Source organism: Hymenobacter terrenus (assembly GCF_000972495.1).
GTDB lineage: Bacteria > Bacteroidota > Bacteroidia > Cytophagales > Hymenobacteraceae > Hymenobacter > Hymenobacter terrenus.
On record NZ_LATM01000002.1, the window covers coordinates 439,358 to 464,835 of the forward strand.

General features: G+C 57.0%; 15 protein-coding genes. 3 read left to right on the top strand and 12 right to left on the bottom strand.

Translation table 11 applies throughout. From position 1 onward, the window contains the following. The first annotated feature begins 225 nt into the window (after positions 1–225). Positions 226–981: a DUF4184 family protein gene (locus WX88_RS06415; RefSeq protein ID WP_072052947.1), complete on the top strand. Its 756-nt coding sequence runs from the start codon at positions 226–228 to the stop codon at positions 979–981. 77 nt (positions 982–1,058) lie between these two features. Here WX88_RS06415 and WX88_RS06420 read toward each other — a convergent pair whose 3' ends face one another. The 8 genes from WX88_RS06420 to WX88_RS06455 all read right to left on the bottom strand — a co-directional run bounded on the left by WX88_RS06420 (position 1,059) and on the right by WX88_RS06455 (position 16,168). After that, positions 1,059–3,167: a PA14 domain-containing protein gene (locus WX88_RS06420; RefSeq protein ID WP_197076695.1), complete on the bottom strand. Its 2,109-nt coding sequence runs from the start codon at positions 3,165–3,167 to the stop codon at positions 1,059–1,061. Positions 3,168–4,665: 1,498 nt separating this feature from the next. After that, positions 4,666–5,019 (bottom strand): hypothetical protein, encoded by a 354-nt coding sequence (locus WX88_RS06425; protein ID WP_046243472.1) that lies wholly within the window; start codon positions 5,017–5,019, stop codon positions 4,666–4,668. A 10-nt stretch (positions 5,020–5,029) separates the two neighbouring features. Then, positions 5,030–6,502 carry a glycoside hydrolase family protein gene (locus WX88_RS06430; RefSeq protein ID WP_052732408.1) on the bottom strand — a complete coding sequence of 491 codons (1,473 nt, stop codon included), beginning with the start codon at positions 6,500–6,502 and terminating at the stop codon, positions 5,030–5,032. A 146-nt stretch (positions 6,503–6,648) separates the two neighbouring features. Next, positions 6,649–8,556, bottom strand: a complete 1,908-nt coding sequence (locus tag WX88_RS06435) for a heparinase II/III domain-containing protein (protein ID WP_046243473.1) — start codon at positions 8,554–8,556, stop codon at positions 6,649–6,651. 295 nt (positions 8,557–8,851) lie between these two features. Next, entirely contained in the window at positions 8,852–10,294 is a 1,443-nt protein-coding gene (locus WX88_RS06440) for a RagB/SusD family nutrient uptake outer membrane protein (protein ID WP_046243474.1), read from the bottom strand. Between the two features lie 26 nt (positions 10,295–10,320). Further along, positions 10,321–13,590, bottom strand: a complete 3,270-nt coding sequence (locus tag WX88_RS06445; protein WP_046243475.1) for a SusC/RagA family TonB-linked outer membrane protein — start codon at positions 13,588–13,590, stop codon at positions 10,321–10,323. 122 nt (positions 13,591–13,712) lie between these two features. Beyond that, positions 13,713–14,903 carry a glycoside hydrolase family 88 protein gene (locus WX88_RS06450; protein ID WP_046243568.1) on the bottom strand — a complete coding sequence of 397 codons (1,191 nt, stop codon included), beginning with the start codon at positions 14,901–14,903 and terminating at the stop codon, positions 13,713–13,715. 77 nt (positions 14,904–14,980) lie between these two features. Then, entirely contained in the window at positions 14,981–16,168 is a 1,188-nt protein-coding gene (locus tag WX88_RS06455) for a PfkB family carbohydrate kinase (RefSeq protein WP_046243476.1), read from the bottom strand. A 337-nt stretch (positions 16,169–16,505) separates the two neighbouring features. On the opposite strand from WX88_RS06455, the gene WX88_RS06460 reads away from it, so the two are divergent. Next, complete coding sequence (locus WX88_RS06460; RefSeq protein WP_052732410.1) at positions 16,506–17,264, top strand: DUF1565 domain-containing protein; 759 nt, start codon at positions 16,506–16,508, stop codon at positions 17,262–17,264. Between the two features lie 108 nt (positions 17,265–17,372). On the opposite strand, the gene WX88_RS06465 is transcribed toward WX88_RS06460, so the two are convergent. The 4 genes from WX88_RS06465 to WX88_RS06480 form a co-directional block, all read right to left on the bottom strand. After that, positions 17,373–20,228: a hybrid sensor histidine kinase/response regulator transcription factor gene (locus tag WX88_RS06465; protein ID WP_046243477.1), complete on the bottom strand. Its 2,856-nt coding sequence runs from the start codon at positions 20,226–20,228 to the stop codon at positions 17,373–17,375. Positions 20,229–20,530: 302 nt separating this feature from the next. Further along, a complete protein-coding gene (locus tag WX88_RS06470; protein ID WP_046243478.1) occupies positions 20,531–20,842 on the bottom strand; it encodes a transposase in 312 nt (103 codons plus the stop codon). Positions 20,843–20,873: 31 nt separating this feature from the next. Further along, entirely contained in the window at positions 20,874–22,505 is a 1,632-nt protein-coding gene (locus tag WX88_RS06475; protein ID WP_052732412.1) for a right-handed parallel beta-helix repeat-containing protein, read from the bottom strand. A gap of 1,804 nt (positions 22,506–24,309) precedes the next feature. Continuing rightward, positions 24,310–24,735 (bottom strand): hypothetical protein, encoded by a 426-nt coding sequence (locus WX88_RS06480; protein ID WP_046243479.1) that lies wholly within the window; start codon positions 24,733–24,735, stop codon positions 24,310–24,312. 294 nt (positions 24,736–25,029) lie between these two features. Between WX88_RS06480 and WX88_RS06485 the strand changes: the two genes are divergently transcribed. Further along, positions 25,030–25,473, top strand: a complete 444-nt coding sequence (locus WX88_RS06485; protein WP_046243480.1) for a hypothetical protein — start codon at positions 25,030–25,032, stop codon at positions 25,471–25,473. Positions 25,474–25,478 lie beyond the last annotated feature (5 nt).

Genomic DNA, 25,478 nt, shown 5'->3' on the forward strand with positions numbered 1-25,478 from the left:
GGCTACCAACGTAGTCTACCGCCTAAGATACTTCCTATCGCCTAAGGTACTTCGAGTTTTATCATCAGAAAATATGCCAGGGTTGAATATTCGCAACAATATGTACAGGGCTTAGGTAGTAGCGCGGCGGATGGTAGCGCAACAGATAGCAGCCTGAAGCAGTAAGTATCTGCAAGCTGCGCAGTTCGGTGAGTCACCGAACTGCGCACGTTTACTCGTAGCCCCATGCCCTTTACTTTTTCGCATCCAGCGCTGATTATTCCTTTTTTGCACGCCCGGCGGCGCCACGTTTGGTTATCCGCCACAGGACTCATAATTGGGAGCATCGCCCCGGATTTTGAAAAGTTTTTTAAGCTCCATTTGGCCAGTAGCCACAGCCATACCATAGCGAGTATTTTTTATTTCAGTTGCCCGGTGTCGTTGGGGTTGGCTTTCCTCTTTCACGGACTGGTGCGGCGGCCGCTACTGGCGCATTTGCCGGTTTCACTACATCAGCGGCTGGGTAAGTATACCAATTTCGACTGGCTCGGCCACCTCCGTCTGCATCCTGGTGGAGTATTGCTCAGCATCGTGCTGGGAGCAGCTTCGCATCTTGTTTGGGACAGTTTTACGCATCCTAGTGCATTGATGATGAGTTTTCTACCAGGGTTATGCGTTTCGGTGCGGATGGCGGGACGGTCAATACCACTCTACCTGTTTGTTGCCCTGGGAAATTCTTTGTTGGGAGGGCTTTTCATCACCAGGTCCGTCTGGCAAATGCCAACCCTTCGTACTGTCCCAGCACCCGTCGCTACGGCCATGTGGCGCTACTGGGGCCTTGCTACCTTGGTGACCGTGATGCTGGTAGCTGGGTGGGCACTAGCGTTCAAGCCGCGCCTGCTGAACGTGGGCATCGCGGCTATCTCTGCCGCCATGGTGGGCCTCGTCATAGCTTCGGCATATGCCCAACAGCAAAGCCCGACCCACGGGCGGCTTCGTTGAAGCCGTATCCGCAGGCCGGGCTAATTAGGTGCTCGAATCTCATAGACCAGCTATTTTAAAGCCAGCCCAAATGGTGTTCAATCACGGGTGTATATTATTTTTTGGTTAATCACTTCCGTCGGGGTTATCAGGCGCACTACGTTCACTCCATCATTCAGACCCGCGGCTTCTAGCGACACTGTTTGTGGTACTCCTGCCTCTGCCGTCCCAGCAAACAACCGGCGAACGACCTGGCCTTTCGTATTGTGGAGCGAGAGTGTGACGGGCCCGCTTTTCGTCAGGGTAAATTGTACGGTGGCCTGGCCATTCCGGGTATCAACTGGGTTAGGGTAAACCGTTATCTCACTGCGTTGGGCAACTCCGTTGGCCAGCTTGCTGCCTGTGGAACCGCTAACCACAGCGCTTTTCTTGGCGCCAGTGCTGGGGTCAAAGGGAATGAGAGCCGAACCAGGCACAGGCTCTTGAACGGTGCCGTTGGGCAGACGCCAAGCTACGGCCAGGAAGCCCGCGCCCCATCCCTGCTTGTGCAAAGCCTCAATATAATAGCGCTGGCCGGCCTGTAGCTGAATTGGGTTAGATTGCTGAGCTGGGGAGCGGGAGAAGTCACGGTCTGAAGCTACCCAGCCCAAACTCGTCGCAATGCGCACTTTCTTAGTTGGGTTGGAGTCGGTGCTGAGGAAGAGTTCGGCTGCGTCGTCGGCAACTATCCAGAAGGTGTAGGCTCCGGTTTGGGGGGGGCAAACATAGCCACGTAGGCGGGCAGCATAGTTATGGGCTGTCTGGGCAGGAGACTCAAACTTACTGATAGTGGCGCTGCTGCTCGGGGTGGTGCTGGTAGGCACGGCGGCCACCGTGTTGCCGGTTATGTTGTCCCACTGCTCGCGTAGCAGGCTGCCTGTGCCCGTGCATCCGGTGGTTGGGCTAGCTGCGTTTTCGATGAAGAACGAAGGTGCGCCAGTCAGAGCAATGTTTTGAGCAGAGAGAGTGGTTTTTGAACCCGTAACAGAGTAGTTCCAGGTGCAACGCTGCAATGAGGTGATATTCCAGGATGCAGGGAAAGAATACGTGGCGCTGGCGTTTTCTGAGTTATCGGTCAGAGCTTTAGCCCACAATACATATGTCCGAACGCCATTTTTGCTGAATGCCGCACCATCCACCCCACTGGGCAAGGCCATGCTAGCTGTGCGAGCCGCATCATAGTCGAATCCGTAGAGCAATCCAGATGCGGTAGCAAAGCCCTGTCCCAATTGGGTGACTTTCTGCGAGCCTGGGGCATCACGTTTTAAGTTTTCGTATAGCCCCATCAGCCCGGTCTCATCAGCGCGCGGTACCGATTGGCTGGCCACTGGGGCGTTCACCCATTCGCCCAGGCAGTAGAAGTAGAGTTGCTTGATGTTGTTCTTCTGAGCCAACACCAGGGCTTTGATGCCAAAATTGCGTTGCATCTCATCGTTGCCTGTGCGGTTCTCGCAAGTGCGCCGGGCAACGTTAGTTTCCGTCATCAGCAGGTCTTTAGCTGGGTGGGTGACGCCATCGTAGCCGTAGCGAATCAGCACCTCCTCCATGTTCTGCTTATCTTTGATCATCTGGTTAGCTGCGTAGTCCGACGTGCGGTTGTAGCGAAACCCACTGATAGCATTGTCCCAGTAGTGCAACGAAAAGCTCGGGTAGCTGTGGAAGCTCAACGCATCGAGGTAGGCCCCAGCAGTGTTAGGGTACTGAGCCGTTACGGCGCCGCCATTGGGGTTATCGGTATAGCGCAGCAAGGCATCTAGAAACTGTGGGTAACCTATGCCACCGGTGGTCACGTACGCTTCGGGGCGGTACTTTTTTACCACTTCGTAGCTAATGCGCAGCATCCGGATGTAGTGGAAGATGGGCGCCTGCATATTATTCATTTCGCCGGGTAATGGTGCGCGGGTCAGCCATTGGTCTGGGGTGGCAGGGTTGGAGGTGAAGTCAGGCTCATTCACCACTTCCCAGAAGCGCACCTTATCGCCATAGATAGCCAGCAGTTGGTAGAGATAGTAGGCATAATAGTTATTTTGATTGACGCTACCGTCGTTGTTCCAGATGGGCTCATACAGGTTGGCAAACAGTTTCGACGGTTTCGTAGCGCCCGGATACGTCGTCATATCGCGGTGTGCAGCCGATGGACCTTCTACGAAGCATGTAATTTCCTTCATGCCAAGAGAGTTGATATATTCGCCGAAGGTGCTGGCCCGGATGGAGTAGCCATACTGTACTACAAAGGACTCAGGTAGAGTCGGCCGTACCGAGTGTGCACCTAGGTCCTGTGCAAGTCCAGCCAAGCTTTCATCATTCCATGCTGAGCCGTAATATCCAAGATTTATTCCATATTGAAAAGGTTCTGAATAAGGCCGCACATAGTCTTTTGCGGTCTTAGTTGGAGGCTGTGCGCAAACATAACAAACAGATTGAACGATTAATAAGATAAGAAGTAGGGTAGTACGTTTCATTTTTAATTGTGTTTTATTTATAAAAAAGGTTTACTATCTAATGGGCTTGCATATTGGTAACGTCCAATTGAGTTTTGTTTCAGCAAATGTAATCGCCCAGTTTTAGAAACAAAACTTTTTCCCTGCACAACGATCTGAGTCCAACGCTTCAATATAGAATTAATCGGGAAGGTGAACAGGTAGCCGCTAAGTATTCCAAGCTTGAAAACAGCCTTGCATCATGCGCTGTGGATAGCCCGAAATGCAAATGATATTATCTGATAGTTAGAGTGATAATCCAAGCTGGCAACATCTTCATGTTGTTAATTAATATAAGTAAATTTTATTTGGACAGTAACTTTTTTTGCTAAAAATCGTATGACAAAATTTTGTACGTTTTTTTATTTTGATCAGGTCATTTGTATGCACGGGATAGCGTATGCTTGAGATTCAGCCTAACTCGCCTGAATAATGGCCGCGTAAGCTCAATTCTAAAGCAGGATGTAGTAACCAAATTCTGGTGGCTCTAATGTTGGTGGCTTAAAAGTCACGGCGTTGTGAATAGAACCCCGCATCGCAGTGAACGCAGCCAGTCGTAGTTTGTCCTCGTGTTAGCTTCTGAATACTTGGTTATTTGCCTAGCAGGCGGTTTCATGCGTCTTCCACTCACACTGGGTACTATAGTGTTTGTAGCCTGAGTCTTGCTGTCAGTTCTGCTAAGTCCCAGCGTAATGTTGTTCGTCCTTTTTTCCGGTAAGTTATGGTTGGCTTGGCGGGCATTACGCAGCCCATTTCCCTTCTTGCTGCCCGATTTGACTGGAGTGGACTTGCCGCTTATCTGTGCAAGCACTCAAACTGATGTGCTATGAAGTTTCCCTAACACCCCTGTTTATTGGAATGATTATATTTTTGGCTCCATCGAGTGTCAGATAATAATATAATATTGACGATAACATGATGGTCAACCGTTGTGCGCGATAGCTGCTGATTGTCTTGGCTCAAATTCGTAGGCTGCGCTAAAGTCCGTTCCCAACCGTAGGCTGCCAACACCGGTAGGCGTGGGCCGTTCAGAAGCCAGCGGGCGGCTGCGTATGTTAAAGCAATGCTATGCTGCCGGCAGTACGGTAGGATATATTTCATCGGTTGCCGAGTGCTTCACAGTGGCTGAGTTATAGAACCGGTGGTGCTCCCAAGCAAAGCCCTTTGCAGTACGGAAAAGCCCGGGCTACCCGCTATGTAGGGAAGCTAGCTCAAAGCGTATATCGACGCCAGCGTGAGGTAGTGGTAAAAGCTGCCACGTTGCGGGTCGTCCAACTGCCAGGATGATAAAAAAAGCTTCGGTTTCTGTTGTAATAACTGCTCGTAGCGGGGAGCATGGGGCGATGGGTGGCGCAAAAGCTATAGTAGCCCGTATCTCTATCTGCTCGTAACTAAGAATTTTCACCCGCACGGCGAGCGGAACCAGCGGCAAGAGGTATTCCTCCACGGTGGTCAACTGCCCTGCTCCGAACAACGGCAGCGGATTGTCGGGCTTTAGGTCGGCCAGGGCCAGCACAACCAGCAGGGGCTGGCCTGGCACGGTTTAGCCTTTATTTCTTCAAGCCAGTCAAATCTGAGTCTACTGAGATTTTCCCCGGGCCAGGTTCCACTTTTGCTGAAAAGTCTTTGGCAGTCTGCATGCTGCCACTTGTTTTTAGAATGATTTCCTTTCCTGGACTGGTATTGGTTATCAACATTAGGTTACCAGTATTTTTAAAAACGCAATTTGATATATTGACGTGGGTAGTTGGGTAGGCAGTATAATCTTTTGCATGGCCAAAGTTTATACCATTATTCCTTAGAGTAGTATTGATGATATGGATAATATCGCAGGGAGTAGTAATAGAAATCAACGCTCTTTTTTCGTCACTTAGTACCTTGATATTATCAAGCGTAATTTCACCCTGAAGAGGAATACGAGCACCAGGATAATATGAATGAGCCCATTTATTACTGTAGCTCATCAATTGAAACGGGGTGCGAATGCTATGCAGATTTATATTGCGGAAAGTTACATTTCGTACATAAGCTGTATGAATAGTGTCTTTTTGAAACATCAACCAATTGATACTATCTAGTATCATCATTGATTTCTCAAAAGTTGGCTGAGTAAGTGATTTATATACTCTGTTATTCAGCTTTGCAACCACCCTGTAAATCCTGCCATTAGACACTACCGCATCACCGTGTTTGACTTCAATGCCCGGTTTCCAGTCAACCCAGGCCGAGGCAACAATTTTAGCAAAAGCACCTTCCAGGTAATCATCCTGAAGGTCCGTGCAGTTTTCAATCAGGCCGTCTTCCAGCGTGCCGTATTCTGGATTGGCGCTCACCCAATCTCCAGGCACTAGCGCGATGGCGTCATCACCGGTTTCAAAAAGCGCATTACTTATTCTAAAGCGCTTGCCTTTTCCCAGGTGAATACCGTCTTTCTTTCCTTTAATAATTACATCGTTAATCAATAAGTCTTCGAAAGTACAAATGTGCAGGCAGAATTGGCCATTAATGAGACCTTTACACCTCAATCGCTCAATCTTCAAATCTTTTACATAGAAGAATGCGAGATGCCCGCGCAAACCATAAATTTCATTCATGGGTAAGTCGACACCATTGATATCAAGGTCAAGCCCCGTTACGGTAATGTTGTAGTTATAAGTTCTGGTTAGGGCGCCTTTATTTAGGAGCACGTGCGTGAAGCGGCTATTTTCGGCGGATTTTTGGATGAATACCCCACTGCCAAAAATAAGCGAAGTATTATTGCCGATGAACGCAGTGCCTGCTATTTTGTAAGTGCCAGGCTTACTGATAACAATAGTTCCCTCCTTGTCGAGGGCCACTTGCAGAGCCTTGACGTTATTTATACCTGTTTCATTGGGCGAAAACCCAAAAGAAGATGCGTCAGTAAAGCCACCTTCTTTGGATGCTGATATGGCAGAACTTTTAGAATGCGTCTTCTGAGCTATTGCAGTATTTATTGCAAAAAATAAGTAAAAATTAATCGTGAATAGAAGTGTTGTTCTCATTTGACTGTTAATTACTGCTTGTTATGCATCTTGGCGAAAGCAGCTGGGTATGGGCATGAAAAGCAGTAGGTAGGAAAAGGCGAAATGCGGAAATCGCCCGTGCCAGCGAAGTGTTTGGTTCACAAGTAGTTCAACAATTGTTCCTGCTATTGCCCGGCAGCACCCACTGCCTGCTGGGGCCACTGGGCCAGCGGCTGCACTTTGTGTGCTGGTTTGGGCCCCGCACTGGCGGGCAGCAGCACTACCGTGAGCGCGTGCTTCGCATTAGCCGGCAGCGTCACCTCGAAGCCGAGCAAGGTGGTGCCAGGGTTGGGCGCGTCATACTCGTGGGGCGGAGTGGTCGGCCAGGTTTTGAGGGTGATGGCGGCGGGCTCGGCTACTTGTAACCGGAGCTTTTTGCCGCCCTGCGTCAACTCGGCAGTGGTAGCGTTGAGCAGTTTCACAGTAGCAGGCGTGAGCATGGTCCAGCGCACCGTGCTTTGGGTGCTGCCGGCCGTGAGCTCATCGCGCACCACCACGTAGCGACGGTCCACGATGGCGATGCCGCGCCGAGCGGCCGTCAGTGGGCCGGTGTAGAGCTTGCTTAGGTCCGCCGTGGCGCTCAAAAAATCGGACTCGGCCGACGTGCCGGTTAGTGGCGCGAAGGCGGTTGCCTCTTGCAGCGCATCATTGATGGTGAGGGTATTGTGTACGTGGTTGGTGTAGCGGTACACGTCCCAGCGCTGCTTGCCCCACAGGTCCACACCCTTCGATTCCAGCGACTCATATTGCTGCATACCGAAGTCCATGGCCCAGCGCACGCCGTCGGCATCGAGCACGAATGAGCCGACGTCCATGTGCCCGTGGCTGGTCGATGGGGAACCCCCCTTGAACCCTACATAGATAGCGGCTGGGTCGGTCCAGGAGGTGCGCATCAGGGCCACAGGGGTGGCGCCGGTGCCCACCCAGGGCGTAGGAGCGGGTGCCGGAATGTCTTTAATGGCAATGCCGCCGCTCCACAGCAGCAGAGCCGGTAGCAGGCGGTTTTTCACTAGGAGGTCACGGTCGGGAGCTTGCAACTGGGCACGTGCGCCCCACAGCAGCGAAGGCATGCGCAACTGGTCGGCAAACCAGAACATGGGAGGGGAAAGGGACATTTCACTGTTCTCGACCGAGTCAGAGAAATTAAAGGCCTTGCCGGTGGGGCCCACCATATTTTGTTGATAAGAGGCAGTCTTTAGAAAACCAGGCTGTTGAACCAAACCAAAGTTCTGACCAAAGGCCCTGTCCAGAGCGCTGATGAGCAGTATGTTGAAGCTGGTGCCGTAGCCCCAGTACATGGAGCCTTCCGGATAGGCGCCGTCGGGGCTGTAGGCGTGGCGCATTGAGGTGACAACCGTCGTCACGGCGCGGTTAAGCAGCTTTCGAGCTAGCTCTGGCTGGTCCTCGTAAATAGCCAGGGCACCAAAAGCCATGCCCGTGTTGCAGACCTGGTTCCAGTTGTTGGTACTCGTCAGCCAGTCATTACTCTTTGGATCCAGGGAAGGTTCTAGGCCTTTATGTAGGATGGCCTCCCGAATGGTGGCGCGGGATGCTTTGGACAGATCCTGGTAGAGCCAGTCGTAGCCTAGGGCCACGCCGGTGGTCATTTCAGCCACGTCCAAGAAGTGCGAGGGGTTCCAATCGCTGAAGGCCGCGATGGCCAGTAGCTCCTGCTCGGCCCGCTGGCGGTACTTTCCCTGCCGCGTCATGCGCCAGGCGTAGGCCAGGAAAAACTCCCGACGGATGGATTCACGCGAGACGTCCAGCAGTCGTCGGCCAATCATCGTTCGTTGCAGCAGGGGCAGGGTTAACATCTCATCGCATTCGGTCAGAATAGCTTGGTGTATTTGTTCCCACGCAGCATCCTTGCCAATGGTCTGCTTGATGGCCGCTTCCTGTCCTTGCAGCAGTAGTAGCCGTGGATGGACGGGCACGGTAGTCGTAGCCGCAATAGGCTCTGGCTGGGCTATGGCTATCAACTGGCTGAAAATAAGCGAGATTAGCAGAAGACTAAAGAGCGTGCTTGGATTCATCGGCTAGATTGATTGCTAGTTAGAAGGTCTGTTTCGGTGCTAATGTAGCACTGCCTGGCAGGCTGCAGACCAGCAGTTGCGAAGAATATCCTGACTGCTCATGTGGTTATTTTTTGCGTAGCATGAGCAGCACCTCGTCACCTTTGGTCGACCTAGTAAAGCGTGGAGAAAGCTAGGCTAAAGCGGGCAGACCCACCGGCTGCGCATGTCACGTTTTGCTAAGTGGCTAACACGATATCAGGGGTGCGATACTGTAGATTACACCATCAGCATCGTGCGGACTCCACTAACGGACCTAATAACCGGGATTTTGCTTCAGGTTGGGGTTGAGGGCGACTTCGCGGCTCGGAATCGGTAGCAGGCGGGCCTCCGGACGCGGATTGAGGTTGACGGTGGCGCGGTCCAGGGGCAAGTATTTGGTTTTGAAGGCTTGCATGGTACTCACCTCCTTGTCCCAGCGAATCAGGTCGTACCAGCGTTGGCCTTCAAAGCACAGCTCCACGCGCCGCTCCTGCTCGATGGCCAGCTGCGTATCGGCGCTCGATAGGGTGAGGGGCTTGGCGGCCAGCCCGGCGCGGGTGCGGATGCGATTGAGTTGCGGGATGGCGAGAGCTGTTTTACCGTTGTTGTTCAGCGCCTCGGCATACATAAGCAGCACGTCGGCGTAGCGCAGAATGGGCCAATCATTTTCGCCCTCGTTTTGCAGCGTCACGCGGTAGATAAATTTCTTGGCCCAGTAGTAGGTTTCGGTGCCAATGTAGATGCCCAGAAAGGCATCGCGCCGCACGTCGCCCGGCTCGAAAGCATTGTACAAGTCCTGGGTGCCTACGCAGGTGCTGTTGCTAGTTACGGAGGTGATGCTCGTGCCTGAGGGCTGCGGCACGAAGTTGTGCACAAAGGAGTTACCCTCGCCAAAGCCGGTGGCCACATACTGCGCGGCAAACACAATCTCGGCGTTATTATCCTTGCCCAAGCCAAATACGTTCGCGATGTCGGGCAGAATCTGGTAGGTGTTGGCCGTCACTACCTGAGCCAGTTGGGCTTCAGCTTCGGGCCACTTTTTCTGCTGCAAATACACTTTGCCCAGCAGAGCCTGAGCCGCACCTTTGGTGGCCCGGCCTTTGTCGGCGGCGGCCGCGTAGGTCACGGGCAGGGCGGCTTCGGCGTCGAGCAGGTCCTTCTCAATCTGGGCATACACGTCGGCCGCTGGGCTGCGGTTGTACTTGTAGGCGTCCTGCTCCGAGGTAACTTCCGTGAGCACGAGCGGCACATCGCCGAAGTAGCGCACGAGGTTGAAGTACATCAGCGCCCGCAGAAACTTAGCCTCGCCGATGTACTGGGTCTTGGTAGCCGGGTTGGCGAAGGGCACTGGCTCGATTCGGGCCAGAATGATATTGGCCAGCGCTGTTGTGCGGTAGGCGTCGTTCCAGGCGCCGGAAATCTGGGGGGTGATGGGTGTCCAGGTGAGCTTGTCGAACGGCCCCTGGCTGCCTTCGCTTTCGCCGAAGGTCCGGGCGTTGTCGGCTGGCAGCTCCGAGTAGAGGTAGTAGTTGTTGTAGATGCCGCGAAGGTTGGCATAACTACCAGTGAGGGCGGCCCGGAAATCGGCTTCAGTTTTATAGTAGTTCGCAACGGGAATATTGTCATCGGGCTTGATGTCAACGAATTTGTTGCAGCTGCTGCCCACCAACAGGCTGGCCAGCAGCACGACGCGCAAAGAGAGGAAATACCGTTTCATACCAAGAATAGTAGAATAGTAAAGAATTAAAAGCCGATGTTGAGGCCCACGGTGTAGGTGCGGGAGGCGGGGTAACTGCTCTGGTCGAGGCCCGGCCGGGTGAGCCCGCCGTTGGTGCCGCCGGTGAATACGCCGCTGTTGACGTTGACTTCGGGATTGAGACCGGGGTAGTCGGTGAAGGTGTACAGGTTCTGGCCGGTCACGTAGAGGCGCACCGATTGCAGCTTGGCCCGTTGCAGCAGAGCCGACTGGAAAGTGTAGCCCAGCGTAGCGTTGCGCACGCGCAGAAACGAGCCATTGAACATCACCCGGTTGGTGAGCTGGCTGCCCGGGGTGATACCGCCGGCGCCCGGCTGCGGGTAGTAAGCATCACTTGGGTTCTCTGGGTCAAACATGTTGTCGGCTACCTGCCTGATGGTGTTGAAACCGCCGCCGATAGAGGTCAGGTGGCGCAGGTTGCCATTGATGATGTCGATGCCCTGCACCCCTTGCAGAATCAGCCCGAGGTCGAAATTCTTGTACTGCACAGTTTGTGAGAGGCCGTAGGTAAAGTCCGGCACACCCTTGCCCAGCAGGGTACGGTCGCCTTCATTGATGACGCCGTCGCCGTTGGTGTCCTGAATAACCCAGTTGCCGATTTTGTCGCCTTTGTTGGTGAGCGTGCCGGTTTGGGCATACCTGGCCAAGTCTTCAGTGTTCTGAAATACGCCCAGTACTTTAAAGCCGTACATGTTGCCCAGGGGCTGGCCTACCTGCACCTGGTACACGTTGTTCCAGCCAAAGTTGGCAGCCTCCGCTGGGAAGGCGGCGGGGCCGCCCAGGTCGAGCACCTTCGAGCGGTTGCCCGAGATGTTCCCGTTGATGGTCCACTTCACGGCGCCTAGTTGCAGGTTAGCCATGGTAGCCAGCTCCAGGCCGCGGTTTTGCAGTTTGCCCACATTGGTGCGGTAGCTAGTGGCGTAGCCCACCAGGCCGGGCAAGTCGCGGTTTTGCAGCATGCCCGTGGTCGTCCGGTTATAGAAGTCCAGTGTCACCACGAACTTATCGGCCAGGAAGCCCATTTCCAGGCCCAAATCGGTTTGCTGGTTCTTTTCCCAGGTCAGGTTGGGATTGGCTAGGCCGCTTTGGTTGTAGCCAATGGCCCGCACCCCGTTGAAGCTGTAGTTGACGTTGGCGACATTGTTGAGGTAGGTGAAGCTGCCGATGTTGGCGTTGCCCGTTTCGCCGTAGCTGGCCCGCACCTTCAGCTCACTCATGGCGTTCCGGATGCCCTCCCAGAAGGGCTCTTCGCTCACGCGCCAGGCCACCGAAGCCGACGGAAATGTGCCAAAACGGTTGTTTGAGCCGAAGCGCGAGGATGCATCACTGCGCAGCGCCGCTGAGGCGATGTAGCGCTTCTTGTAGTTGTAGGTGAGACGGCCGGCATACGATAAAAACGCATTCTTATCGAATCCCAACTCGCCTATCCGGTCGGGTGAGGCCAGTGGGTTCTCCAGCAGCGTGTTGGCAAACGAGCCGTTGCGGCCGGCCGTGGCCGTGGAGCGCAGCTGGAATTTTTGCAGCGAATACAGCCCGAGCACCGTGAATTCATGGTCGCCGATGCTCTTTGAATACGTCGCCGTATTTTCCCAGAGGTAATCAACTGACACCGCCTGCGACTCGCGCCCGAATACCGACGAAAGCACCGGCGTGGACAAGTTGGCCTGGGGCGCCGCCTCGGTGGCCAGCGTGGCTGGAATGTAGGCGTGCTGCTGGTCGATGTTGACCGTGGAGCCCACGCTGGTTTTCAACCGCAGGCCTTCCAGCGGCTCCCACTCCAGGTAGCTGTTGCCGAACAGGCGGTAGTTGCGCAGTCGGTTCTGATTCAGCTCAACCACCGAGAGCGGATTGAACAAGTTGCTCGTGTAAAACACCGTGCCGTTGGGGTTACGCTCGGGCACGTTGTAGCCCTGACCGTAGTCGCCGTTGGGCAGAAACAGCGGGATGGTGGGTGGTAGTAGCGGGGCCGCGCCCGTCACGTTGGGCACCCCACGGGTGCCGCCAGTTTCGCTGCCATTGGAGCCGTTGTAACCGCCGGCGGCCGACTGCCGGTCCTGCACGGTGTAGCTCGGGGCTATCGAAACCCCGATTTTCAGCTTGGGCACCAGAGTCGCGTCGAGGTTGAAGCGCAGATTGTAGCGGTCGTAAGCCGTGCCCTTAAGCACGCCATCCTGTTGGAAGTAGCCCCCCGAAACCGAGAACCGCGCCTTGTCCGAACCACCCGAAGCCGACAGCTGGTAATCGCTGATGCGGGCTGTGCGGTAAATCTGGTCCTGCCAGTCGGTGTCCGGAAGCGTGGAAATATCCAGGCTAGGCACGTCGAACGCCGTTTGGGCGGGCGGGTTGGGGTAGCGGCTGACGCGGGCCGCGAAGCGCACTAGCTTCACGTACTCGTCGCGATTGAGCACGTCCAGTTTCTTGTTAATCTGTTGCAAGCCCGTGTAGGCCGTGAAGCTGAACACCGTTTTGCCGGCCTTGCCGCGCTTGGTGGTCACGATGACCACGCCGTTGGCCGCCCGCGAGCCGTAGATGGCCGCCGAAGCCGCATCCTTCAGCACTTCAATCGAGGCAATGTCCGTCGGGTTGAGGGCGTTGAACTGTGTGGCATCTTGCAGCGGGTAGCCATCCACCACGTACAGTGGGTCGGCGCTGGTGCCCAGCGAGGTACCACCCCGGATGACGATGCTGGGAGCCGCGCCCGGCGTGCCACCGCGGTCCGACTGCACCACCACGCCGGGTGCCAGCGCCGCCAGTGCCTCCCCCGGCGTGCCCACCGGCTGCCGGCCAATGTCCTCGCCGCCAATGCTGCTGATGGCCGTCGAGACCACCTTACGCGACTGTGTGCCGTAGCCAATCACCACCACTTCCTTGAGTTTCTCGGTGTCCTCCTTCAGCGTCACCTTGAACTCGGTTTGGCCGGCCACCGCTACGTCCTGCGGTTGATAGCCAATAAAGCTGAAGCGGAGCACTGGGTCGGTGACGGTGGCAGGCACATCCAGAGTAAAGCTACCATCGGCCCCTGTAGTCGTGCCCAGCGTGGTGCCTTTCACCAGCACGGTTACGCCGGGGATGCCGTTGCCTTTCTCATCAATCACCCGGCCGCTAACCTGAGCCGCGGGCTTAGAGGTGGCAGTCTGGGTCGCAATGCCGCCGGGCCTTGGGGTGGTGGGCAAGGCTTGCACTGTCGGCGACAGCGACAAGCCCCCGAGCAACGCCGACACCACCAGCCACTGCGGGGAGAGTAATTGAGGAGTCATGGGAATTTGGGAAAAGATGAGAGAAACGTATTTGAACCCGAGAAAAGGAAAGGGAACAGCGACCCAGCCCTCGCCTCTTAGCGGTGGGGAAATGCTACTGTTGGGCAGCAGAATTGGCTTAGCTAGAATTGGTAGGCGGGCAGTTTGCGCAGGGCCTCGTAGCGGAGCAGGGCTTCGAGATAGTAGTAGTCGGCGTACACCAGCGGCACGTCGATTTCCGACTTGTGGGGCTTGGAGCCCACGGAGTGCTTGAGCAGGAAGTGGTTGTTCTCGCCGAGCTTGGCGCGGTAGGCGGGGCTAGCCAGGCTTTGGAGCATCTGCACGGCGGCCTGGTAGTAAGCCTTGCCCTCCTTGCCCGAGTAGGTGCACAGCTCCAGCAAGGCCGAAGCGGCAATGGCGCCAGCCGAAGCGTCACGCTCCTCGGTGGGGATGCCCGGGGCGTTGAAGTCCCAGTAGGGAATCTTGTCGGCGGGCAGCTTGGGGTGCTGGAGGTAGAAGTCGGCAATGCGGCGGGCCTGGGCCAGGTATTTCGGGTTCTTGGTTTCGCGGTACATGACCGTGTAGCCGTACAGGCCCCAGGTCTGGCCCCGCGCCCAGGCCGACTCGTCGGCGTAGCCCTGGTGGGTTTTGCGCTGGAGCACCTGCCCACCCGGCCCGTAGCAGACCACGTGGTAGGAGCTGTAGTCGGGCCGAAAGTGGTTCTTGAGCGTGCTGTCGGCGTGCGAGAGACAGAGGTTGTAGAGCTTTTTGTCACCTGATTCCTTGGCCGCCCAGAAGAGATACTCCAGGTTCATCATGTTGTCGATGATGACGGGGTAGCGGTAGCCGGCGTGCTCGTTCCAGCTCTTGATGACGCCGACCTCGGGGTGGAAGCGCGTGGCCAGCGACTGGGCGCCGGTGAGCAAAATAGGCCGGTAGGCGGCGTTCTTGGTCAGCCGGTAGCCGTTGCCCAGCGAGCAGTAGAGCATGAAGCCCAGGTCGTGCGTGCTCGTGTTCTGTTGCTCCGAGCTCAGGGCCAAGCTCCATTTGTTGGCGGCGGCTTTCCATTTCGGGTCCTTCGTCTGCTCAAACAGGTACCAGAGTGAGCCGCCGAAAAAGCCGCTGCACCACCACGAGGGAGGCATGTCCTTCAGCGAGCCATCGGGGTTGATGGAGTGCGGCGTCTGTTTCAGGTCGGGGTGGGTTTGCAGCAGCCGCTCGTACTGCTGCCCGGCCAAGGCAAACTCCTTGGCGACATCAAGCGTGGGCGTCTGCGCCAGAATGGTTCCGGCTGTGAGCAGTAGTTGAAACAAGAGGCCAACTTTCTTAACCATGGAATGAACCAGCAAAATGGGTGGAGTTTGGAGTTGAGTAGCAGTGAGGAAAGGGTAGTAGCTAATGGCTAGTGGGCTCAGGCCCGCGCCGGGCAGTTGCCGCACAGCCCGCCGTACCAGACGATGTATAAATAGCAGAGCAGCGGCAGGGCAAATGCCCAGCGCAGGCTGCTCACATCGGCCACGTAGCCTAATAGCGTCGGGATAACGGCCCTGCCCACAATGGCCGCGCACAGCAGCTCCGAGGCCTCCTCGGTGCGCCGCCCCAGCCCGACCAGGACCAGCGAGAAAATGGCCGAGAACATGAGCGAATTCATTAGTCCCACGGCCAGCAGACTGTACTGTGCCACAGTTTCGTGCGTGCTGATGCTCAGCCCCACCAGCGCTACCGCTCCCAGCGCATTGATAGAGAGCAGCTGGCGCGGCCGGATATGGCCCAACAGATAGGCGCCGAGGAAACGGCCCACCAGGGCCGCGCCCCAGTAATACTTTACTTGAAAGCTGGCATCCTGAGCCGAGAGCTCCCAGGCGTCGGTCTGTTGCAGGTAGTTCACCAAGTGCGAGCCAATGGCTACCTCGGCCCCTACGTAGGCGAAAATGCCCACCACGCCCCAAGCTAGGTGCGTGTGCTGCCAGGCCGGGCGTTGGTCCGTGGCCCGGAAGCTATCGGCTGCCGGGTATTTAACCACAGCGGGCCGGCCCAGCCAGGTCATTACCTCCGCCAGTTCCGTCTCGTTGAGCTTGAACAAATCGGCCTGCCGAAGCAGGTACTTCACCACTTCCCGGGAGTAATGCGGGGCCCGCAGATTCAGGTCGAAGACCTTAAAGCCGGCGTGCTGCAGCAGGCGATACAAGGTTTCGCGACTTACTGCGCTACGGGCGGCCAGCGAGCCATACACCAGCATTTGAGCCTCGCTGGTGGCCGTGCGCAGGGCGTCGGTGTGCTGAATGTAATCCCAGGCCAGAGGCTGGGCAATCTTATAAACTACCTGCTCGCTGCCGGCCCGGATGTTGGCTTTGGCCACTCCGGTGAGGTGAGTGGCGCTGAGCTGCACCAGTTCCGGATTGAGGCCGCGAGCCGATAAAAAGGTTAGCAGCTCGCGGCCCAACTCATCATCACCCACCCGGCTGATGAGCCGCACGGCCTGCCCGAGTTGGTGCAGGTGTAGGGCCACGTTGCACGGAGCCCCACCGGGTTGCCGGCCCGTGGGCAACACATCCCAGAGAGCTTCTCCATAACAAATAATTGGGCTAGGCGAATACATAGTCGGAACGGATTAGAACAAATGTCCGCCAGTGCCTAAACCGGAGCTTGCTAATTTCTTACAAAAACATGCACTATTCCTCCGGTGTCAAAATTCCTTGCATAATCAGCTTTATAGTAAATAATTAGCTGAAAAATGTCGCTCCAGTGAGTTCTTTTCTTGCAATTTTCTAGCGCTAATTGCAAGAATGTTCAAAGCCAACTTCCTAATGGCGGCTCTGCGAAGAATCATATTATCGGTAAGAAGAGGGGTAAAGGCCGTTAGTGGTTCGTGAGGCGGTTTTAGAGTCCGCGCTGAGGACTAAAATTGCGCCATCAACCACCAGTTTTTATCCTTTATGAAAGGCATTTTTTCTTGTGCGCTTCTATTTGCTTTAGTCAGCCGCCTGGCCTGCGCGAGTGTGTGGCACGTGGCCGGAACCGGCAACGATGCTAACGACGGTAAAACCGAAGCCACCGCTTTCCGCAGCCTCCAACACGCCGCCGACCTGGTACAGCCCGGCGACGTCGTGCTCGTGAGCAACGGCACGTACACCAGTACCAGTACTGGGGAAGGAAGCGCCGTGCTGGCCATCCGCAGCTCCGGCCGGCCCGATGCCTGGGTTACCTGGAAGGCTCGCCCCGGGCACCACCCCGAGATTCGGCCGGTGGGCTGGACCGGTATCTCAATTACCGGTTCTTACCAGTTGCTGGAAGGCCTGACCGTGCTCGGCAACAACTATGCGCTGGTACTGCTGCATGTGCAGGAAGACGCCAAGAAAACCACGCCCGACCCGCGCTTCAACACCAACGGCATCTTCATCAATGGCCGGCCCCGCCAGCCCAACGAAAAGCCGCACCACGTCATCATTCGCAAGTGCGACCCCTGCTTCATCAATTCCCAGCCCGACCCCACCAGAGGCGATTTCCGGCTTGCTAAGGGTAAGTGCTGGCCGCAATTCGGGCGGTGCCGAGGTAGCCCAGCCCACCGACCTTACCGGCAAACCCCGGCCAGCGACCGGTCGGGACCGGGGAGCATTCGAACAGTAAGAAGCTTCCACCTGGGAAGACTGTGCTGCCAGGCAGGGACGGATTATAACTGTTGGCTCAGCTTTTAGCCGGGCTAACGGTGTAGTGCGGGTTAAACTTTACCTTTGGAGTTACCCTTTCTCAGGCCTCTATGCTCAAAACTCTTGCCCTTGTCACTTCGCTTTTGGGTGCGGCATTCAACCTTCTGGCGTGGTGTGCAGCGCCCGGAATTCAGAAGGTGACATCTGATACTTGCTCTTGAAGCTGGTGGAGAAATACGAGGGCGAGGAAAACCCCAACTCGTACCCAACTTCCGCGATGGTGAGCGCATCATCGAGCAATAACAGGCGGGCTTTAGTCAGGCGGATGCTTTGAATGTGCTCCGTTAACCCAGTGCCCAGCACGGCTTTCACCTTGCGGTAGAGCTGCATCCGCGAGAGGTTCATGCTGCGGCCCACGTCGTCCACGCTCAGCTCGGTGCGGCTCAGGTTGGCTTCGATGATGGCCGTGAGGTCGGCCAGGAACTGCTGGTCGCCGCGGGTGGGGGCCACGGTGGCCGTGTCCAGGCTCAGCTCGCGGCGGAAATGCTCGCGCTGGCGGGCGCGGTTGGCCAGCAGCGTGCGCACGCTCTCCAGCAGGAAAGTGGGGTTGAAGGGCTTGGTGAGGTAAAGGTCGGCCCCCGCCTGCACGCCTTCTACCTGCTGTTCGGGCGCGTTGCGGGCCGTGAGCAGCACCACCGGAATGTGGCTCGTGCGCCAGTCTTCCCGGAGTTGCGCTACTACTTCCAACCCACTCAGGCCGGGCATCATCACATCGCACACTATCAGGTCGGGAATAAGCTCGATGGCCATTTGCAGGCCCGATGTGCCATCGGTAGCGGCTTGCACCTGGAAGTCAGGTTGCAGCTTCCGTACCAGGAAATTGTTGACCTCCGGGTTGTCTTCAATCACCAGAACCAACGTTTCGCTCGTGGTGGTTTCCGGAGTTAGAGCGGTGCCATCGGCATCTTCGTCCGTCCCGGACGGTGGCGCGAGCAGGCGCGGCCTGGTAAAAACCAGCTCGTCCGCCTCCGGAGCTGGAATGGGAGAGGAGCGTAGTTCGGTGGGAAGCTCGGTAGGCAGCGTCAGCTCGAAGGTGCTGCCCTGACCGGGCTGGCTATGCACGGTCAGCTCACCTAGGTGTAGCCGCGCCAGGCCCAGCGCCAGCGCCAAGCCAATGCCCGAGCCCGGAACGGCCGCTCCGCTGGCGCCTCCCTGGTAAAACCATTCGAAAATATGGGCCCGGTCCGCGTCGCTGATTCCCCGGCCCGTATCCTCCACGCTGATGCGTACGGTGCGGCAATCAGCGTCACCGGGTTGTAGGCGCACCGTGATTTGGCCTTTCTCAGGCGTGAATTTGAGCGCGTTGGAGAGCAGATTGAATAAGACCTTGTCAAGGATATTGGTATCAAACCAGGCTTTGAGCGCGGGCACGGCGGGCAGCCAGCGCAGGTCGATGCCGCGCAGGCGGGCGGGCTGCTCAAACACATCCACGATTTCGCGCATGAAGGTGACTAAGTTGCCCTCGCTGGCCTGCACAGGCATTTTGCCCACTTCCATCTTGCGGAAGTCCATCAGCTGGTTCACCAGCTGGAGCAAGCGTTGCGTGTTGCGGCGCACCAGGCCCAGGTCGTGCCGCTGCGCCGCCGTCAGGCTGGCCTTGCGGGTCAGCAGCTCTTCCACGGGCCCCAAGATGAGGGTGAGGGGCGTGCGCAGCTCGTGTGAGAAGTTGGTGAAGAAGCGCAGCTTGGCCTCAGTGTCGGCGCGAGACTGTTCGGCCAGGGCTTCGAGCTGGTTGCGCTGCCGGCTGATTTCCTCGTTCTGGGCCGTCAGCTGCGCGTTGATGCGGCTGATTTCCTCATTGCGGGCCGTGAGCTGAGTATTGATACGGTCATTCTCCTCGTTGCGCAGGGCCAACTGGCCGTTGAGGTGGCGCTGCTGGCGGTTGGCCCGCCACGCCACAATGCCAAAGCCGGCCACGGCCACCAAGGCGCCCAGCAAGCCATAAAGCAGGGTGTGCTGGCTGGCATAGGTATTCTGGAGGGCTTCCATTAAGGCGCGCTGGCGTTCGATGTCCCGTTGCTGGCTCGCCAGGCGGTCGGTCTGCTGGCGCATCATCAGTACGTTGGTCGAGTCAATGACCGTGACCCCGAGCCTGTTTTCGCGCTCGTAAGACTGTCCGGTCAAAACGCGCATTGCCAGGCGAATTGCTTCCTCTCCCCCTGGGGCATGGAGAATGGAGGCCGCCAACACACCATCCTGTACCAGCTCAATCCCACCTTGCCGGCCCGGTAGGCCATCCACGCCAATGATGCGAACCTTCCCGGCCCGCCCCAGCTCCTGACACACGCGGTAGGCCGCCAGGGCCAGCACGTCGCTGTGGGCAAAAATCAGGTCTACCTCGGGGTGAGCCTGCAACAGCGCCACCAGGCCGGGCTTGTCGCTTAGCCCCGCCCATTTGCTGGATAGCTGGCCCACCACCCGCAAGCCGGGGAAAGTAGCCAGCGCTTCGGTGAAACCCTGGTGCCGCTGGGTTGCGGGTGACGTCCCCGGTAGCCCCATTATTTCGATGATATGCCCCTGCTGCCGTGGCAGGCTTGCGGCGTAGCGGGCCGCGGCCCGGCCTACTTCCACGTTGGAGCTGCCCACATAAGCCGTATAGCGGCGCGAGTTCACCCGCTGTTCCAGCACTATCACGGGCACTCCACGTTCGTACGTTTCCTCCAAGGCCGCGGTCAGGGTTATCCGCTTGGTTTCGCAGGGTGAAACAATCAGCAAGTCTATTTCTCCGGGAGCTAGTGCCCGGAGCTGGGCCTGCTGCCGCTCGATGTTGCTTTCGGCGTTCAACGTCCGAAACTGCACCTCGGGGTGAAAGGTCAGCTCGCGTCGCATGCCTTCCACCACGGCATCGCGCCAATTTCCCCCCACGTTGCACTGCGCAAACACAATGCGGTAAGCCGGCCGCTTCGGCTCCTGCGGAGCACAGCTCACCACCAACCCAACGGACAATACCATGAGGTAAAACCGGCATCCTGCCCACTTGGCAAATTTGTCGCAGACTGAGAAAAGCAAGGCCAGGCCTGAATAAAAAAGAGCGGTTTATTAGGTAGAGAAAGGTAGTGTCAAATTATGAGAGCGCCATTATTTATAAAAGGGAAATCCGTGCGTATGGCATGGTCAGACGGGTGCTTGATAACCAGGAATCCCGCCGCTACGGCGGTAGCGACGGGAAATATGTGCTGGTGCTAGTAAGCTTCGGGGCTCAGCCTGCGTTTCATGAACCGCAAGCCGTAGTGCTCGTACGCTTCACGCGTCGATTAGTACGCAGATAGGCGGCGCTTTTTTGGGGCGGTTTCTCGGCAGTCCGCGTTTAGGCAGGCATTCAATTCGTCCAAAAGGCCCTCCCGCTGCCACTTGATGAAGTACCAGTATACCGTACCCCAGGGCGGGAAATCACCGGGGAGGTCGCGCCAGAGACAGCCGTTTTTCAGCACATACAGCACGGCGTTCACTACTTCCACCAGCGGCCACTTACTACGCCGACGTACGCCCAACAGGGGCTCCAACCGTTGCCAGTCATGGACCGACATATCAGAACTATATTGCTTGCGGAGGGCTGTATCTTCCATGACCTGCACTTGATTTAAGTCAATCAGCGCCCTATTGGCCGCGGGAAAGCGTCCGGATTTCGCTACTCGTGGGTGTGGTCAGCCGTGCGTAGTACAGGCCGGTGGCGTGGCTGGGGGCGTCAAATGCCACTTCGTGCGGGCCGGCCGGCTGTTCCCCATCAACGAGCAGGGCCACGCGGCGGCCCAGGTTGTCGAGGACTTCCAGCCGGACCTTGCCTGCCCGCGTGGTGACATAGCGCAGGGTGGCGCGGCTGCCAAAAGGGTTGGGGTAAGCTTCGAGCGCCACCAAACGTTTCGCCGCCGCAGTAGCCGTGAGGGTCGAGTTGTACTCGTAGGCGCCCAAGTCTGGCGCCGAACTTACTACCCGGGGACTACCAGTTAGGTCGACCGGTGGAACCAGGGTGTTGAGCAGCCCGGCATTGATGGCGGCGCTGGTGCTGCGCAGGCGGAAGTCGGCCGTGGCCCAGTCGGTGGTTGGGTTTACGAACTGCGGATCGGCCCGCACGGCATTGGTCCCCGGCACGGCGATGGCATTGGCCGAGCCATTGCCGCCGAAGTACAAGTTGTTGGTGCGGGTGACGTTGGTATTCCTGTTGGCGGTGGTGAGCACGTTGGTAGCGTCGGCCACGAGAATGTTGTTTTGGAACACCGCGTCGTCTGTCCGGTTCGCGTAAATCTCGCCGCCCGTTATTTCTACACTCTGCGAGTTGTGGTAGGCTGTGTTATTAATGACATCAATATGGTTGCTTTGAAAGCATTGAACACCAGCGCCACCGTTATTAACGACCAAGTTGTTGGCTACTAATGTGCGCCCTGTGTACAGCAGGTCAGTATTAGTATCTACAATGATGCCGTTGCCATCCGTAATGCCCTGGCAAGGCGTGGTGGCAAACCGGTTGTACCAGGGCACGAACAAGCGGTTGCCAAAACAGCGGTTGTTGCGGACGATGGTGCGGTAGCCAGTGCTGGCATCAAAATTCCAGCTGCTGAGGATGGAGATGCCGCTGGTTCCATAAATGGTGTACCAGCTGTTGTTGTAGACCAGGTTGTTCTCAATGGTCACGTAATCAGACTGAATGGCGCTGATGCCCGAGCCGCCGCACTCAAATACCTCGTTGTTGACGATGCGCAGATGGTGTGGGTGACCGGTACTGTTGCCGGTACGCCCATCGATGTTGATGCCGTTGCCGTTGAATTGCGGGTCGGGCGTGCCCACGCCGTTGGTCGCGCAGCCACCGGGCTGGGCCGTGGCATTGGCGAGAACGACGTTGCGGTTGTTGCCCTGAATGCGAAAGCCGTTGATTTCAATGTAGGATACGCCATCCAGCAGGGAAATACTATTCCAGCTGTTGAATTGCAGCAGGGGCCGCTCGCCGGGGTAGTTGCGGTACACTATCCAGGCGGTAGGAGTGCCCGAGCGCCGCACAGTGAACACCGTGCCGCCGGGTGAGGTATTGGAGTAGGTGCCCGAGCGCACGAACACCGTATCCCCAGGATTAGTCAGGTTAGCGGCGTACTGAATGGTCTGGAAGGGCCGGCCCGCGCTCAGCCCCGTGCTGTTGGTTGTGGTGTTGGTGCCCGTGGGGGCCACATAGTAATTGGTGGCATATGCGGCGCCGAGACTACCGCTGCCCAGCAACAAAGTCAGGAGAAGTTTTTTCATGAAATAGAAATGTTAGGAAAGCAGAAGAGGCCGTGGGGTACGCGGTGCCAGCCTGGTCAGCCACATCCAAATGCAGCTGGTCCGCCGCTGCGCGGCCTCCATTGGCCAGTAGGGTGGGGGCGTCAGGATGCGTTGCAGCCAGATAGTGTTTAGCTTTTCAATCACAGCCGGCATTTGCCAAAGCGCTTGCTTTAGCAAACGATTGGGGCCGCGGGGCTGGCCAGCTCAGGAAGCCGTGATTGGTAGGACAAATTTCTGCCTCTGGCCGGGCGGAGGCTTGCTAATTTCTCACAAAAGCATCCACTATTCCTTCATCCCTGGTCCCCCTCAAGGAAGCTTTTTGTTTACAGGGAGTTAACTGAGTCGCAGCGCGTTTTCAGCCGCCAGGCTTTCATTTTTCTAGCGCCCGGTGCAATAATGTGTATAGGAACGTCCGCTGAAGAACTGGCATCATGCGGGCATTTGCAGCGGGCAAGCTGCTGAAACTCAATCAACACTATCGTCTGCATAGCCACAACCTTCCCGAGCATAGTCATCCTGGTTTCCCACCGCCCGCGTGCTTGTGGCTACAGGTAGTATTAGAGTGGTTTTGGAGTTCGCGCTACTGCTCGCTGTACACGGATGCCTAAACTGCTCTTGGGAAGCTATCGAAAGAGGGAATCGGGCCGGGTGATTCGCGTAGGCAACATGCGACATGGCCCGCTGCTGGCTGGGCATCTCAAACAAAACGCCCCCTCCCCAGGCTGAGCCGGTGAAGGGGCGCGTTGATGCTGACAACCTCAGGTGGTAGGATGCGCAGTGCTTTATGGCCTTGTGCTCATCTCGGCTAACGTACCCAGGGAAGGAAGATACTAAGAAGGCCAACCGACAACTTGGCGGTATCCCTCGCATCGAAAAGGATTAGCGTGCCTGCTTCGCCAAGACCCAAGCCGTAACCTGGAGCCTGTGGTGATATCGTGGATGCCTTTAAGTAGGTGTATTTGCCGTAGCCACCGACGCCGGTAGCTCCGTTAACGGTCCACAGGGGTACATTGGTGGTACTGTACACCACCAGCGTACCATCGCCCTCCAGAGTCAGCCGCGCCCCTGGGTTGCCTTGGGTACCCGAGCTCCACAAGACTTGATAAGCAGGCCAGCGGGTGAGCACCAGGTTGCCGTCGGCCTGTATGAGTAAGCGATACTGCTTGTTCGTCGACTCCAGGTACTGCTTTCCGGTTAAGGTTTCGTTGCTGGCAAGGTAGGCCTGACCAATTGCATTGGCCGTGGCTTGGGTTTAGAGTAGGGTGGCTGGTTGCGGCTCGGCCCGTTTGTCGCAGGAAGCGAGGCCCAGCAAGGCTACAAAGAGGGGATACGTCGCGCGTGTTTTCAATACGTAGAAAAAGAAAAATGAGAAAAGGCATAGTCGCCGTGCAAAACTAGCCGCTTAGCTTTTGCAAGAGGCCCGCATTGTGTTGGCCCCGACGGCCCCTTGTCTACGTCAACAACAACTCTGCTTGGGTCAACGACGCAATACGTTGGTTCAGTCCTGTGCCACTTGGCTGCTTTCCTGCCCTGGCAGCACGAGGGCACCCCCGGAAACCGGGGCGGGATGCTGAATCCAGGGGAACGTCGCGCCGCTATGCCGTTCCAGACCTACAGCCACCCGCCGTAGGCCTGCTGCAATAGCTTACCGCGTTCCCACTTAGATCCGCTGAGTCCGCCATTCTCTTCTGCCCAGGAGCGCCTACCACCGAGCTGGCTCCCACAAAAACGGCCGGTAGCGCAGGCTACCGGCCGGTTGTTGGCGATGGGGTGGCTGGTGGTGTTAGGCCGAGAGTGTGGCCCGGTGGGCAGTAACCTCGGCGATGGCCGTGGTCAGCTCCGGCACCTGTACTTCCACTTGGCGCACATCAACAGCTTGCAGGAAGGCCGTCACGGCGGCTGCCGTGCCGGTAGGCGGCACCACATTCAGGTCTTCGAGCCGGCGAGTCGCCGCTTTCAGCAGCCGCTCGTTGGTGTGGCGCTCCGGGGTACCAGGAGCCAGGCCCGCCACCAGCGGCGTGAGCCGTCCAATGGTATCGGTGAGGGTCTGCCGCTCGGTCGCCGTGTTGCTGGCCCGGCCGGTGGCCTGCTCCGAGCGCAGGTCCAGAACGGAGTCACGGACGTTAAATACGCGCAATTCTAGATTGAGCGCGGTGAGCACGGCGTCGCAGTGCGCCCAGGTTTGGAGTAGATTGACGGGGAACGGCATAAATGAGTAAAAAAAGAAAAGGATATGGCATTATTGCCGGTTTAAATGTAGGTAGTAAAATTGGTAGTCGCGCTTAGGTAATTATATTTTTTATCAGAATTTTCTCAAAATGGCTGACTTGTACTGAATAGGCGGCCGTAGATGCCCTAGCTACTTGCCACAATGCGCGCTCCCTCCCATTCGCTCACCCCTCACACCGCCCCCGGCTGACTGGCATGCCGCGTGAAAAGAAGCAGTAACACTATATGCTACTTACCTTCGCCGCGCTCCTTTCTCATCCTTTCCCCTTGCATTATGCGACACTACTTGGTCTGGGCCACCGGCCTGCTCCTAGCCACCGCCTGCCACCAATCCGCGCCGGAAACCGCGCCGACCCCGGATGCTGACCGGGCCGCCGCGCTGGCGGGACGTCCGCCGGGTGCCAACCTATCCCCGGACCATGATGGGGCGCTCTACTTCGACCTGCGCTACCTGGACTCCGTGGACACGGAACCGAAAGCTTCCTGGAGTGCCCGCACCCGGCGCGAAATGGCCATCGGCCAGCAGCTAACCCGTCTTAGATTGGCCAAGCGTCCGTCCACCGGGACGGTGATTTACCCCGGCGAGGATTCGACTTGGGAAAAACCTAGCGACGGCCCGTTGAAAGGCTACCCCAGCGAAGACGCCTGGCGGGCCGACATCTATCGCAAAATTGATTCCCTCAAAGTGCTGGAGCACCTTCACGTTACCCCTCATTAACCCTT

Coding starts and splice junctions, on each gene's coding strand:
- WX88_RS06415 (WP_072052947.1), top strand. CDS start 226: ATGCCCTTTACTTTTTCGCATCCAGCGCTGATTATTCCTTTTTTGCAC.
- WX88_RS06420 (WP_197076695.1), bottom strand. CDS start 3,167: ATGAAGGAAATTACATGCTTCGTAGAAGGTCCATCGGCTGCACACCGC.
- WX88_RS06430 (WP_052732408.1), bottom strand. CDS start 6,502: ATGAGAACAACACTTCTATTCACGATTAATTTTTACTTATTTTTTGCA.
- WX88_RS06435 (WP_046243473.1), bottom strand. CDS start 8,556: ATGAATCCAAGCACGCTCTTTAGTCTTCTGCTAATCTCGCTTATTTTC.
- WX88_RS06440 (WP_046243474.1), bottom strand. CDS start 10,294: ATGAAACGGTATTTCCTCTCTTTGCGCGTCGTGCTGCTGGCCAGCCTG.
- WX88_RS06445 (WP_046243475.1), bottom strand. CDS start 13,590: ATGACTCCTCAATTACTCTCCCCGCAGTGGCTGGTGGTGTCGGCGTTG.
- WX88_RS06450 (WP_046243568.1), bottom strand. CDS start 14,903: ATGGTTAAGAAAGTTGGCCTCTTGTTTCAACTACTGCTCACAGCCGGA.
- WX88_RS06455 (WP_046243476.1), bottom strand. CDS start 16,168: ATGTATTCGCCTAGCCCAATTATTTGTTATGGAGAAGCTCTCTGGGAT.
- WX88_RS06460 (WP_052732410.1), top strand. CDS start 16,506: ATGAAAGGCATTTTTTCTTGTGCGCTTCTATTTGCTTTAGTCAGCCGC.
- WX88_RS06465 (WP_046243477.1), bottom strand. CDS start 20,228: ATGGTATTGTCCGTTGGGTTGGTGGTGAGCTGTGCTCCGCAGGAGCCG.
- WX88_RS06470 (WP_046243478.1), bottom strand. CDS start 20,842: ATGGAAGATACAGCCCTCCGCAAGCAATATAGTTCTGATATGTCGGTC.
- WX88_RS06475 (WP_052732412.1), bottom strand. CDS start 22,505: ATGAAAAAACTTCTCCTGACTTTGTTGCTGGGCAGCGGTAGTCTCGGC.
- WX88_RS06480 (WP_046243479.1), bottom strand. CDS start 24,735: ATGCCGTTCCCCGTCAATCTACTCCAAACCTGGGCGCACTGCGACGCC.
- WX88_RS06485 (WP_046243480.1), top strand. CDS start 25,030: ATGCGACACTACTTGGTCTGGGCCACCGGCCTGCTCCTAGCCACCGCC.